Annotated in this window: 13 protein-coding genes; 6 read left to right on the forward strand and 7 right to left on the reverse strand. The window is 69.6% G+C overall.

Annotation, left to right across the window (positions count from 1 at the left end; translation table 11 throughout):
* The first annotated feature begins 27 nt into the window (after positions 1–27).
* On the forward strand, positions 28–513 hold the full coding sequence (locus tag GF068_RS36115; protein WP_206079625.1) for a coiled-coil domain-containing protein: 486 nt from the start codon (positions 28–30) through the stop codon (positions 511–513).
* Positions 510–1826 (forward strand): LysM peptidoglycan-binding domain-containing protein, encoded by a 1317-nt coding sequence (locus tag GF068_RS36120; RefSeq protein ID WP_153824089.1) that lies wholly within the window; start codon positions 510–512, stop codon positions 1824–1826. The genes GF068_RS36115 and GF068_RS36120 overlap by 4 nt, the downstream gene beginning before the upstream one ends.
* Here GF068_RS36120 and GF068_RS36125 read toward each other — a convergent pair.
* Genes GF068_RS36125 through GF068_RS36135 form a run of 3 tightly spaced genes read right to left on the reverse strand, consistent with a single transcriptional unit; the run spans position 1820 to position 4151 of the window.
* Positions 1820–2227 (reverse strand): hypothetical protein, encoded by a 408-nt coding sequence (locus GF068_RS36125; protein ID WP_153824090.1) that lies wholly within the window; start codon positions 2225–2227, stop codon positions 1820–1822. The genes GF068_RS36120 and GF068_RS36125 overlap by 7 nt on opposite strands.
* 2 nt (positions 2228–2229) lie before the next feature.
* Positions 2230–3111, reverse strand: coding sequence for a hypothetical protein (locus GF068_RS36130; protein ID WP_153824091.1), 882 nt, complete (start codon positions 3109–3111; stop codon positions 2230–2232).
* A complete protein-coding gene (locus GF068_RS36135; protein WP_170319876.1) occupies positions 3108–4151 on the reverse strand; it encodes an AAA family ATPase in 1044 nt (347 codons plus the stop codon). Before GF068_RS36135 ends, GF068_RS36130 begins: the two co-directional genes overlap by 4 nt.
* Before the next feature lie 95 nt (positions 4152–4246).
* Here GF068_RS36135 and GF068_RS36140 point away from each other — a divergent pair, with 95 nt between their 5' ends.
* Positions 4247–4687: a hypothetical protein gene (locus tag GF068_RS36140; RefSeq protein WP_153824093.1), complete on the forward strand. Its 441-nt coding sequence runs from the start codon at positions 4247–4249 to the stop codon at positions 4685–4687.
* Between the two features lie 7 nt (positions 4688–4694).
* Here the strand turns inward: GF068_RS36140 and GF068_RS36145 are convergent, their stop codons facing one another.
* The 3 genes from GF068_RS36145 to GF068_RS36155 are packed head-to-tail and all read right to left on the reverse strand — an operon-like array spanning position 4695 to position 6717.
* The gene (locus GF068_RS36145) at positions 4695–5099 is read right to left on the reverse strand and encodes a hypothetical protein (protein WP_153824094.1); all 405 of its coding nucleotides are present in this window, start codon (positions 5097–5099) and stop codon (positions 4695–4697) included.
* Positions 5096–5599 carry a hypothetical protein gene (locus GF068_RS36150; RefSeq protein WP_153824095.1) on the reverse strand — a complete coding sequence of 168 codons (504 nt, stop codon included), beginning with the start codon at positions 5597–5599 and terminating at the stop codon, positions 5096–5098. Before GF068_RS36150 ends, GF068_RS36145 begins: the two co-directional genes overlap by 4 nt.
* Positions 5596–6717, reverse strand: coding sequence for a radical SAM protein (locus tag GF068_RS36155; protein ID WP_153824096.1), 1122 nt, complete (start codon positions 6715–6717; stop codon positions 5596–5598). Before GF068_RS36155 ends, GF068_RS36150 begins: the two co-directional genes overlap by 4 nt.
* A 103-nt stretch (positions 6718–6820) precedes the next feature.
* Between GF068_RS36155 and GF068_RS36160 the strand changes: the two genes are divergently transcribed.
* On the forward strand, positions 6821–7954 hold the full coding sequence (locus GF068_RS36160) for an AAA family ATPase (protein WP_153824123.1): 1134 nt from the start codon (positions 6821–6823) through the stop codon (positions 7952–7954).
* Positions 7951–8595 (forward strand): DUF4276 family protein, encoded by a 645-nt coding sequence (locus GF068_RS36165; RefSeq protein WP_170319877.1) that lies wholly within the window; start codon positions 7951–7953, stop codon positions 8593–8595. Before GF068_RS36160 ends, GF068_RS36165 begins: the two co-directional genes overlap by 4 nt.
* A 399-nt stretch (positions 8596–8994) precedes the next feature.
* On the opposite strand, the gene GF068_RS36170 is transcribed toward GF068_RS36165, so the two are convergent.
* Positions 8995–10170 (reverse strand): urate hydroxylase PuuD, encoded by a 1176-nt coding sequence (locus GF068_RS36170; RefSeq protein WP_153824098.1) that lies wholly within the window; start codon positions 10168–10170, stop codon positions 8995–8997.
* Between the two features lie 116 nt (positions 10171–10286).
* On the opposite strand from GF068_RS36170, the gene GF068_RS47240 reads away from it, so the two are divergent.
* Complete coding sequence (locus GF068_RS47240; RefSeq protein ID WP_338046717.1) at positions 10287–12800, forward strand: transglycosylase SLT domain-containing protein; 2514 nt, start codon at positions 10287–10289, stop codon at positions 12798–12800.

A 12800-nucleotide genomic window follows, 5' to 3' on the forward strand; every position in this document is an offset into this window, starting at 1 on the left:
GGGGGACGGCATTACCATCGGCGTGGCATGCGGTCCCTCTGCGCCCTCGCCCTCGCCTTCTCCGTCTCCGGCTGCGCCGGTGGGGGCCAGGAAGCCCTCCGCAAGGAGATCGCGTCCCTGCGCCAGGAGGTGGGCCGTGTACGTGCAGACAACAACATCCTGGCCGCCCGGGTCGAGACGCTCGAGCTCTCGAGCACGAAGCTCGCCGCGCGTGGAAACGCGCCTGCGAGCGCGAACGCCTCGACGAGCGCCGAGGACGACCGACCTTCGCTCGACGTCGTGCACCTCGCGCCGACAGCCGAAGGCGGGACCGCGGCGGCGCTCGCGCCCATCGCAGGGGCGCCCGCCGAAGACGACGACACGAGCGCCTCGAACGAGGCCGACGACGCGCCTCGCCCGCTCCTCCGCTCGACGGCCCGGGGCGAGGTGATCACGCAACCTGCCTCTCTCGCGCCCCCGAGCCCCGCGAAGGCCAAGCGCCCCCTCCCGAGCCCCCCGAGAACGGCACCATGACGCACACACGCGCCCTCGCCTCGAGCTCCCTCGTCCTCCTCGCCCTCGCGGCCTCGGGCCACGCGCGCGCGCAGGACACCGATGCCGCGCCTTCGCAGGGAGGCGGCGCGCAGGTCACCGTCGTGCAGGTCCCGCAGGCGCCGGCGCCGCCGACGCAGGTGGTCGTCCCGGGTTACCCGCAGCCCGGCTTCAACCCCGACGGACACCTGCCCTCGAGCTCGCGCTCCACGCTCGACACGTCGCGCTCCGCCGACGGCTTCGATCTGCTGCCCGATCCCGAGGCGAGCGAGACCGTGCGTGGCACGGCGAACGGCGGCTTCGTCCTCGAAGGTCAACACGTGCCGGAGCTCCACAGCGTGCGCACGGGCGACACGCTCTGGGACATCTCGAGCCGCTACTACAAGAACCCGTACGGCTGGCCGCGCCTCTGGGCGCAGAACCCGCAAATCCAGAACCCACACTGGATCTACCCCGGCGATCAGGTCCGCCTGCGCGACTCGAGCGACAGCGGCCTCCCCGGCATGCGCCGCCTCCTCAGCGGCGAGCGCAAGGTCGCGCCGCAGACGGTGTTCTTGCGCGACACGGGCTGGCTCGACGACAAGAAGGAAGACGTCTGGGGCGAGATCAACGGCAGCCCCGCGGACAAGATGCTGCTCGCCGCGGGCGACGACGTCTACGTGCAGCTCGACGACAAACACGAGGTCGCGGTCGGCCAGCTCCTCACGATCTTCCGCCCGCTCGTGACGAGCGGCGACGCCGCGCAGAAGGGCCAGCTCATCTCGATCCGCGGCACGTTGCGGGTCGATCGCATCAACCCGCAGACGCGTATGGTCCGCGGCCGCGTGGTCGAGTCGCTCGACACGGTCGAGCGCGGCGCGAAGGTCGGCCCGGTCGATCGGCGCTTCGTCGTCGTCTCGCCCGTGACGAGCGCCGAGGACATCGAGGCGAAGATCGTGGCGGCGCTTTATCCGCACGCGTTTTACGGGCAGCACCAGGTGGTGTTCCTGGACAAGGGCGAGAAGGAGGGCGTCAAGCCCGGGATGCGCTTCTTCGCCCTGCGCCGCGGCGATCGCTGGCGCCACACGTTACGCGCCGCCGGCAAGTTCGCGACCATGCGGCCGGTCGTCGAAGACGATCGCCCCGCGCAGACGGAGGCCCTCGCGCCGCCCGCCGACGAGAACCTCTTCCCGGACGAGACGTACGCGGAGCTGCGCGTGTTGAAGGTCCGTGAGCACACGGCGACGGCGCTGGTGACGGCCTCGCAGCACGAGATCGAGCGCGGCGCGTTCGTCGCGGCGCGCAAGGGTTACTGACCGGGCCCGCCGAGCCAGACCGGGACGAAGCGCGGCGAGGCGAGCGCGAGGATACACGCGGCAGCCGAGAGCAAGGCGCCACCGTGGAGGAGCGCGAGCCCGAGCCGCGTGAGGCCCTTCGGCTGGGCCTGTCCGATCGAGCTCCACGCGGCGAGCGTGTTCGCGAGGGGGATGGCGAACGCGAGCCAGAGGAGCGGCGACGTGGTCTCGCCTGGCGAGTGCGGGGTGACGAGCGCGGCGACGAGCAGGTAGGCCGAAAAGAGGTAGATGGTCGGGCTCTTGATGCGCCGCGCCGCGAGGTGAGCGCGTCCCTCGCGCGCGCCGCGGAGGCCGCGGAGGACCGACACGAGGACGGCGGCGAGGAGCCAGGTGACGCAGAGGAGCCAGGCGAGAGGGAGCACGGCTAGAGGGAACGCTCGCGCTCCGCGCGGTCGAGGATGAGACGGATCAGGGCGGCGACCTCGGACGGCGGCTCTGGGCGCTGGTCGAGATATCGCTCGACCAGATCCATGCGATCAGGCCGCTTCCGGGCGCAGGGGATGCTGCGGTGGAGCTCCTGGAACACGAGCTTGCCCGACACCTGCCTCTGCAATTCATCGAGATCATCGGCCCTGGCTTGCAGGAACGCGAGGCGCTCTCGGTATGCCTCGCGCGCCGCGTCCTCCGCACCAAAGGACCTCCCCCAGGTGACGAGCGTCTCCTCGACGTTCACCGTCGCGACCGCCTGGATGGAGGAGAGGTAGCTCCGACCGGCGAACCCTGGTTTCGCGCCGTGGCTCTCGGCCAAACGCCTCGTGGTCCAGTTGTGCGCCGCGACAGGAAGTGCCTCGCGATAAAAGCCATGGATGCGCTCGGCCACGGCCTCTGCGGTGTCCCATCCCGTCGGCAACACACCTTCGCGGCGCCAGAGGACCCGTTGCAGGACGGCGAGCCAGCCCTCCGGTTCGAGCAGGTAGCTCTCCAGATCGTAGCGGCGCAGGCGGTAACAGGAGCCGTCGAAGGAGGGATCGGACTGACGCTCGATCACCTCGTCCGGCGTGAAATCCCGGTCGAGGATGCCGAACACGGGCACCGGCGTCCCGCGCTTCCGGAGCTCGGTCACGGCCACCTGCACGCGCTCCCAGCCGTCTTGCGCATGAAAGGTCACGCTTCGACCGAGCGAGCCGAACCATTCCTTGTAGAAGAACTCGTCCTCGCGGTAGTCCTCGCCCTCGCAGATGATCGCGATGCCCGCGCCGCTCCGCAGCACGACCTCGAGCTGATCGAGGCTCTTCGGACCGCTCACGAAGGTTCCTCGTCGACGGGTGCGTCGAAGCGGCTCTCCGGATAGTCGAGGCTCATCACCTCGCCAGGGGGGACGCTGCGCACGATCTCCCGCGAGTGCGTGGCGAGGAAGACCTGCATGTCGAGCTTGCGTGCGAAGCGCCGAAGCTGCGCGAGGGTCTGCCGCTGCAGGGTCGGGTGCAGGCTGATCTCGGGCTCGTCGATGAAGAGCACGCCGTGCGGCCGTTTGCGCCGCGTGATCTCGCCGAAGAGCATCACGCACTGACGTTCCCCCGACGGGAGCTGATCGAGCAGCACCGCGGCAGGTTTGCCCGAGGCGTCGTTCCATGGCGTCGAGACGCGGACGCGCCCCTCGCGCACGACGACCTGACGCCCGGGGCCGAGCACGGCCTGGAGGAGCTCGACGGACGAGGCGAGCTCACCCGTCGGCTCGCCGCGGCTACTCCGTTCGAGGTCCAAGTAGTTCTGCCAGACCCAGAGCTGTTCGAGGGAGCCGGTCCACTGGTTCGCGGGGGAGTAGCGAGAGATCCACTGGCGGTCGTCAGGCGGCGGCTCGATGGTGCCGCCACGAACGGGACGAAGCTCGCGGTCGTGCGGGAAGTAGATCAAACCGCCGGAGAGATCGGCCTTTCCCTGCACCAATAGCGCAAGCTCCAGAACCAATTTCTCGAAGCTGGAGCCACGCGTATACGCACACGGGCGAAACTCGCCCTCCTCGAAGACCCGTGGACCAAAAGGCTCCCATCCGTCGCCCTCGGGCAGCTTCCCGTAAGCGACATCGATGGGCTCGGGGTCGTCACGCCCGAGCTCCATGGTCAACGTCACGAGACCCGCCTCGTCGAGAATCCGTGGCGGGGCTTCGTCGACGACGAACCGCAACATCGCCTCGACGACGTCGAACACCGTCGTCTTCCCCGACCCGTTGCTCCCCACCAGCACCACGCGGTCCCGCGCCTCGCCCGTCACCGGATCCGTGAAGTCCAGGACGCGTTTGCCCCGAAAGCTCCGCAAGTCGTGGATTTCGAGGCGCCGGATCCGCATGGTGCTCCTCCCACCTCGCCCCATACCACGGGACGCCCGTCACGGCCCCGACATCCGCGTCCTCGCGTCCGGCCGCCGTGGTAAACGTAGCCACCATGAAACGTGCGGCCCTCCCGCTCGGACTCGCCCTCCTCCTCGTCTTCGTGATCGCGCCCCTCGGCTGCGCTTCGTCGACGCCTCCGCCCGAAGAGCCACAAGGCCCTGAGATCGGCGTCGTCGACGCGACGGTCGTGGTCGAGAGTTGTCCCGACGCGAAGACGATGAACGCGAAGGCTGCGCACGCGTCGATCCGGAAGCTCGTCGAGCCGTGCAGCAAGATCCCCGGCGGCGCCGCGCATTTCTCGACCACGCTCATGCCGGGCGGCCGCGTCGTGCTCGCGTCTCCTTCGGGCAACCCGGACGAGGGCGTCGTGCCCACGTGCGTGCTCTCGAACCAGCTCACGCACCGCGTGTTCCTCCGCAAGCCGTGCAAGTTCGACGTCAAGCTCGAGGAGCGCAAGCTCCAGGCCGAGGCCCCCGCCTCGCCCTCGCCCTGAGCACGCTTCAGCGCGGGCAGTACCAGGACGGCAGCGGCCAGGGATCGGGCGTCTGCGTCATGAGCGCCCAGCCGAAATAAACGAAGTCCACGAGCAGCACGAGCCCCCCTGCCCGCGCGACGGCCATCACCGCGCTCGGCCGCGCGAGCCAGCGCGCCCGCTGCGCGAGCATGTACACGGCCGCGCCTGCGGCGAGCGCGAACACGAGCCCGAGCGCCGTTCGTCCGTACCAGTCCATGCCGAGCCCCTCGGGCCGCGACGCGAGGACGAACCTTCGTTCGAGCGGCAAGTACCAGGGCACGGGGGATTTGCGCGCGGCGCTCACGAGGAACACGAGCCCGTAGGCGAGCCGCGCCGCGAGGAACGCGAGGAAGAGCCGCGCCGAGGGCGAGGGCGCCTTCGCCTCGTTCATCCGATCCCCCGCACCGACGCGACGAGGACACCGAGCGTGACGTTGAGCCACACGACCGCGCAGACGAGCAAGCTCATCACCGCGTAGATCCGCACGAGCCAGCGCTCCTCCGCGGGACGCAACGTGAACGCGAGCGCGCCGAGCCCGAGCGCGACGACGAGCGTGAGCGAGGCGTAGACCTCTTTGACGTCGAACAATCCGGCGTAGAGCGGCGCGTACCTGTCGAGGTAGAGGCCACGCACGTGGTAGCGGTACGTCGGGTAGAGCAGCGCGCCGACGGCGAAGGTGAAGACGTACGCGACGGCGACGACCTTCGCCCAGGTCTTCTCGGTCGAGACGCGGACGAGCTTGCCGCGCAGCCAGTGGCGCATCGTGAGGGCGTGGTGCGTCGAGGCGCCGACGAGCACGATGCTCCCCGCGGCGTGAAGGACCATCAAGAGGCGCCGCGCGCCGTAGAGGAAGACGGCCTCGCTCTCGGGCGGCGCGCAGGGGTCGATCACGCAGAGGCCTCGGCGCGATGGCGCTGCACACGCGGGCACTCGGGGTCGGGGCTGAACGTGTTCGACGCGTGGCGCGAGACGACCTGGCAACCACCACGACAGACGGGGAAGAGCGCGCAGGAAGCGCAGGGTTCGGGCGGAGAAGCGTGATAGGCGCGGAAGTGATCGATCTCCTCGGTCGACGAAGGCGAGAAGCTACACGGCGCTTCGCGCCCCGCGACGTCGAGCCCGCCGAGGTGCCTGCCGGCCTCGCAACCGAAGACGCCGAGCGAAGCGAGCAGCTCCGCCGCGTTTGGTTCGGCTACGAGCGATTCGGAGAGCAGCGGCACGAGCGCGCAGTCGATCCGGACCGACAGCCTCCGCCGGTGTACGACGGCGGTGATCGCCGGCCAGAGCGCCTCTCTTTGCGCCGACGAGAGCCTCGCCTCGAAGTACACGAGCCCCGCGGCGCGCCCCTGCGGCTTGTACCGCAAGAGCTGCAGCTCGCCCGCGCCGAGATCCGCGACACGTTCGGCCGTCGCCTCGAGCTGTTCGACCGATCGCCGCGTGAGCACGAGGTTCACGCCGACGGCGATCCCCGCGCGCGCCAAGATCTCGATCGCGCGCTCGGCCGCGCGTGCGCCGTCGAACCCACGCACGGCTGCGTACGCGCCGCCCACGCCGTCGTGGCTCACGTTGATCTGCGCGAACGCCCGGAGCTCGTCCGCGCGCTCTTCCTTGAGCCCGAAGCCACTCGTGGTCATCACGGGCACGAGCCCGAGCGAACGCGCGTAACGCGCGAGTTCGCCGAGGTCGTCACGCAGGAGCGGCTCTCCGCCGCCGAAGGCCACGGTCGAAGCGCCGAGCTCGCGCACGCTCGCGAGCCGCTGACGGAGCTCCCCGAGGGAAGGCTCCGCGCCGTCGGGCCGCGCGTCGAGGTAACAATCGGCGCAAGGCGCGTGGCAACGCGCGTTCACCGCGAGGTGGACTTCGAGCGGGCGTGGAGGTCGCGCCGCGTCCGCAGGCTCTCCCGCGGGAACGCCGAGCCGCGCGGCGAGCGCGTGATCGACGGCGACGAGGGTTCGATCATCGAGACGAACCCACGCGCCGAAGGGCTCGGGGCGGGACCAGGGGGGCATGCAGGGGGAGCGATCTAGTGCGGGCGGGCGTGGGCGTCACGGGGACGAGCGAGCCGAGGCGCAACTTGACGGGGCAAGCGGGGTGCTCGAACCTTCGCGGGCGATGTTCCTGCGAAGCCTGAAGCTGAACCGGCTGCTCTCGTTTGGTCCGGATGCGGAGGCGGTCGAGCTCCGGCCGCTGAACGTGCTCATCGGGCCGAATGGGTCGGGGAAGTCGAATTTCATCGAGGCGATCAGCCTGTTGAAGGCGGCGCCGAAGGATCTGGCTGTGCCGATCCGGGAGGGTGGAGGTACGGCTGAGTGGCTCTGGAAGGGAAACTCCACGGGACACGCCGCCGTGGAGGCTGTCACGAATGTATGGATTCGACATCAATTCGCATTCATCGCCGTCAACCACCGACTCCATCTAACGAACGAGCGCATTGCCGACATTGGAGAAGACGGCACTGCGGACGTGCCATATTTCAACTTCGCGAACTCACGCGAAGCGACCCTATACGGAAACCGCGACGAGTCCGTCATCATAAACTTCGACCGCGAACAGTCAGTGTTGTCGCAGGTCAAGGGACCCAACTATCCGGGGTTGGGTATGTTGGCCGAATACTACGAAGACATTCGACTCTATCGCGACTTCACCTTCGGGCGTCGCTCCCCCGCTCGTAGGCCACAGCCTGCGGATCTCCCCACGGATCACTTGATGGAGAACGCCGAAAATCTCGGGCTGATTCTCAACAAGTTCCGTCGTGACATCCCGACTAAAAAGGCGCTCATCGAGGGGCTCAAAAAGGTCTTCGATGGGATCACGGATTTTTCGGTACAGGTCGAGGCCAACACCGCGCAGATTTTCCTCGAAGAAGAAGGATGGACGATCCCCGCGACGCGAGTCTCGGACGGCACGATGCGCTGGCTCTCCCTCCTCGCGATTCTCCTCGATCCCAATCCTCCTGCCCTCGTCTGCATCGAGGAGCCCGAGCTCGGCTTGCACCCAGACCTGATGAACCCGCTCGCGCGTCTCCTGAAGGACGCCTCCGAGCGGATGCAGATCATCATCACCACGCACTCGGAGGCGCTCGTCGGTGCCTTCACCGAGACCCCCGAAGACGTCCTCGTCTGCGAGCGACGTGACGGCTCGACGACGATGCAGCGGCTCGATCGTGAGCAGCTCTCCGAGTGGCTCGAGGAGTATTCCCTTGGGCAACTCTGGTCCAAAGGCATCCTCGGAGGGAATCGGTGGTGAGCCGAGGCAAGACGACGCCCTCCGCTCCCGAGGTGTGGATCTTCGTCGAAGGCGGGGGCTCGACACGCGAAGTGCAGGCCGCCCTTCGTCTCGGCTTTTCCAACCTCTTCACCAAGGCGCTGGGGACGCGCCGCAAGCCGAGCGTCATCGTCAGCGGCGGACGCGACCAGGCGTTCAAGGAGTGGCAACGCGCGCTCAAGACCAACCCCGAGAAGCTGTCGCTCCTCCTCGTCGACAGCGAAGGCCCCGTCCCCGAAGGCGCGGCCCCCTGGGCCTGCTTGCAAGCACGCACCGGCGACACCCACTGGAGCAAACCGCAAGGCACCACCGACGACCAGCTCCACCTGATGGTCCAGGCCATGGAGGCGTGGTTCTTCGCGGATCGTGATGCGCTTTTGCGCTTCTACGGCAAGGACTTCCAGCCGGGTGCGCTCCCGGCGCGACAAGACGTCGAGAACATCCCCAAGCCGGAGCTCGCCAAGGCCCTCGCCCACGCCTCACGCGACACGACGAAGGGCTCCTACACGAAGCACCACGGCTTCGCCCTCATCGGCCAGATCGATCCCGCCAAGCTCCGCGCCGCCTCCCCCTGGGCCGCCCGCTTCTTCGACCATCTCCTCGCCCTCTGCCCCGCCCGCTGATCCTCGCGACCTCGTCCGCCCGACCAACGCTCCCACGCCTGCGCGCGTCGACCACGCCTCTCCGAGAGTCGCCCACACGACAAAATCCCGCGACCTCGTGTCTCGGAGACTCGACCCCGTCTCTCCGAGGCTCGTCCTCGAGCCTCCGGAGGCTCGACCCCGCCTCTCCGAGCGTCGCCCACGCCACCCAATGCAACGACCTCGTGTCTCCGGAGACTCGACCCCGTCTCTCCAAGCGTCGCCCACACCACAAAACCATGCGACCTCGTGTCTCCGGAGACTCGACCCCGCCTCCCCGAGCGTCGCCCACACGACAAAAGCCCGCGACCTCGTATCTCCGGCCACTCGACCCCGTCGTTCCGAGACGTGCCCCCGTCTCTCCCCGCGTCGCCCCCGCCCCTACTTCCCCTGCCCCTCGATCCACACCTTGAGCTGCGCCCTCTCCTCGTCCGTCATCGCCGTCGCGTTCCCGAGTGGCATATCGCGGCTCACGTTCGTCCGTTGCACCACCTTCTCTGCCTTCGCCATCACCTGCTCCGGCGTATCCAGCATGAACCCGCCCGGCGGCGCCACGAAGGTCGGGTGCGTCGGCTTCTGCGAATGGCACGGCACGCAGCGCTTTTGCACGATGGCCATCGCCGTCGCCGTGTCCACCGGCCCCACCACCGGCGGCGGCGCCGGGCGCACGAAGCTCAGGCCCACCGCGCCCCCGAAGGCCGCCACCACCACCACGAGCAAGGGCCGCTCCTTCCGGTCCTCCTTGTAAAGGACGTTCAGGTAATGGCGGATCGACACCCCTCCCGCCATGAGAAGCCACAAGATCAACCACGCGCGGTGGTGGTTGTAGGCCAGCGCGAAATGGTTGCTGATCATCGCGAACGTGACCGGCAACGTGAAATAGTTGTTGTGCTGCGACCGCCGCTTCGCCTGATCGCCGTGCCGCAGATCGAGCGCCTCGCCCGCATTGAGCTGCTTTCGCATGGCGATGTGGTGGGGCACGATCGACGTCCACACGTTGAGCCCCATGCACGTCCCGAGCATCGCCCCCACGTGAATGTACGCGGCGCGCCCGCTGAAGACGTGCTGATAACCGTACGCCGCGAGCGCGACGAACACAGCCATCACGGCCATCACCTTGCGGTTGTCCTCCACGAAGAAGCAGAGCTCGTTGTAGAAGAACCAGCAAGCGAGGATCGACGCGACGCTGATGCCGATCGCCGCCGTCGGGCCGATGTCCGCCACGCTCGGGTCGATGAGGTACGTCCGCGCGCCATACCAGTAGATGCCCGCCAGGAGCAACGCGCCCGTGATCAGCGTGGTCTTCGCCGGCCAGGCGTGCACGAGCAGGCGCTCGGGGTGCGTCTTCGGCCAGTATTGCTCGTGATAATAAAAACTGCCGCCGTGGATCTCGTCGAGCGTGCCCCGGATGTTCTCCTTCAGGACCTCGCCCTTCGGCGGACGCACCGAGAGGTCGAACCAATTGAAATAAAAAGACGTGCCCACCCACGCGATGCCCGCCATGAGGTGCAGCCAGCGAAGCAGAATCGCGATCCAGTCCTGGAATACCGCCATCATCGTCCCGCTCCGCGCATGCGGGCCCCGTATACCCCGTCCGCCCGCGGGCGTCGACGATCCCGCTCGTTCTGCAGCTTTCTCCGGCCGATCCGTGCTTTTCGGGCTAAACTCGCGCCGTGGCTCTCCGCTCGTTCCTCTCCCGCCGCAGCGCCGTCTGGGGGCTCGGCCTCACGGCCCTGGTCGCCCTCGGCTGCGCCGCCGTCACCACCGCCCCGCGCCTCGGCGCCGGCTCGGCGCCCACGTCCGCCGCCGCCGCCGCCGCCGCGCCCGCCTCCACCGCCGCGCCCGCCTCTCCCTCGGCCGCCGCCTCCACCTCCACCGCCGCCGCCCCCGAAGAGCCCGTCGCCTTCGATCCGGACGCCGCCCTGCCCCTCCTCGACGACCCACGCCTCGCCGCCGTCAAGGCCGCCGTGGCGCGCGAAGCCTACGTCGAGGCCGCGCGGGAGCTCGACACCGCGCTCGCCAAGGAGCCACGCCCCTCCCGCGAGGAGGAGCACGCCTTCCGCTACCAGCTCGGCCGCCTCCGCGCGCTCGCAGGTGATCCGCTCGGCGCCGCGCGCGCCTTCGGGGAGGCCGCCGCGGTGGGCGGGCCCCTCGAAGGATACGCCCGCTACGAGGCCGCCGATCTGTCGGTCCGCGCCGGCGAGCACGCCGAGGCCCTGCGCCACATCGAGAAGATCCCCGCCGATCTGCCCGTCGCCTCCCAGGTCGTCCTCCTGCGCGCCGACGCCCTGCTCGGCAAGGGTGACCTCGACGCGGCGTTGCCCCATTACCGCGCCTACCTCGGCAAGTCGGGCCACCCGCCGCGCTGGGTCGAGGTCTCGCTGAAGGTGGCCCGCGCCCTCCTGCAAAAGCCCTCCGAGGAGCACGCGGAAGAAGCCATCGGCCTCGCCCGGCGCGTGATCTACGAGGGTCCCTCGGGCGCGGGGAGCGGGGAGGCGAAGGCTATCGAGAACGACGCCCTCGGCAGCTTGCCCTTCCCGCGCCGCAAGGCCTTCGAGACCCCGAGCCAGGACGACCTGCTCTCGCAGGCCAAGCGCCAGCTCGCCGCCAGCCAGAGCCGCGCGGCCCTGCGCACGACCGACGGGCTCATCGCCGATCCCCGCGCCGCCACGCCCGGCGACCTCGGCTGCGGCGCCTGGATGGTCCGCGCCGAGGCCCTCTTCCGGCTGCGCAAGAGGCCCGAGGCGGCCGACGCCTACGGCAGCGCGATCGAGCGCTGCGCCGGCACGCCTCGCCGGGTCGAGGCCCTCTGGCACGGCGGCAAGGCCTCCGCGCGCGCGGCCCGAAACGCCGAGGCCGCGCAGCGGTACGGCCTGCTCGAGCAGGAGTTCGCGCCGCACAGGCTCGCCGACGACGCGCGCTTGAAGGGGGCCCTCGCGGCGCGCGAGCTCGGCGACGAGGCGCGCTTCACGCAGATGCTCACGAAGATGCCCGACGACTACCCCGAGGGCGACATGACGACCGACGGCCTCTTCGAGCTCGCCCTCGGTCGCATGACGAAGCGCGACTGGGCCGGCGCCGTCGCGCCCCTCGAGCGCGCCCTCGCCCGCGCCCCGCGCGAGCGCGTCTACTACGCGGCCGGCCGCCTGCCCTACTACCTCGCGCGTGCGCGGCTAGAAACCGGCGCGATCGATCAGGCCAAGGAGCTCTTCGCCTCGGTCATCCGCGACTACCCGCTCACGTTTTACATGTCCCTCGCCTACGCGCGCCTCGCGGACAAGGACCGCGTCGCCGCCGACCGTGCGCTCGACGAGGCGCTCGCGCGCGAGGGCGCGACGGCCCCGCTGCCGCCGCCGGCGAGCGCGGCGTTCGCCCAGCCAGCGTTCGTCCGCGCGCTCGCGCTCGCGCGGCAAGGCGAGTCGAGGCTCGCGCGTATCGAGCTCGATCGCCTGGGCGTCGGCGCCCGCACCGCGCCGCCCGAGGTGCTCTGGGCCGCGGCGCTCCTCTTCTCACGGGCCGGCTCGCCGAAGGAGGCGCACCAGATCCTGCGCACCGCGACGAACACGATCCCCAAGGGACGCGCCGAGCTCACGGACTGGACCGATCACTACCCCGCCGGCAACTGGCGCTCGGCCTGGGAGATCGCCTTCCCGCGCCCCTACGCGTCGATCGTCGCGGCCGAGGCGCAACGCAGCGGCATCCCCGAGTCGCTCGCCCACGCGATCATGCGCGAGGAGAGCGCGTTCGATCCACGCGTCGTCTCCAGCGCGGCGGCGGTCGGGCTGATGCAGCTCATCTTGCCGACGGCGCAGCGCATGGCGAAGCCGCTCAAGCTGAAGGCCACCGCCGAGTCGCTGAAGCGCCCCGAGATCAACGTCGCGCTCGGCTGCCGCTACCTCTCGATCCTGCGCGCGAAGTTCAAGGACAACCCGCTGCTCGCGATCCCCGGCTACAACGCGGGCGGGGGCAAGCCGAAGGACTGGGTGGACGAGCGCCCGAACGAGGACTTCGACCTCTGGGTGGAGCAGATCCCCTACGAGGAGACGCGGAACTACACGAAGCGGGTGATGACGAGCATGGCCGCGTACGACTTCCTCTACGGGAAAGGCAAGTCGGGCGAGGCGCTCGCGGCGCCGCTCCACGCGAGCCCGGCGGCGCGGGGGGCGCTGGCGGCGAAGGCGCCGTAG

This window comes from Polyangium spumosum (assembly GCF_009649845.1).
In the GTDB taxonomy this organism is placed as follows: domain Bacteria; phylum Myxococcota_A; class Polyangia; order Polyangiales; family Polyangiaceae; genus Polyangium; species Polyangium spumosum.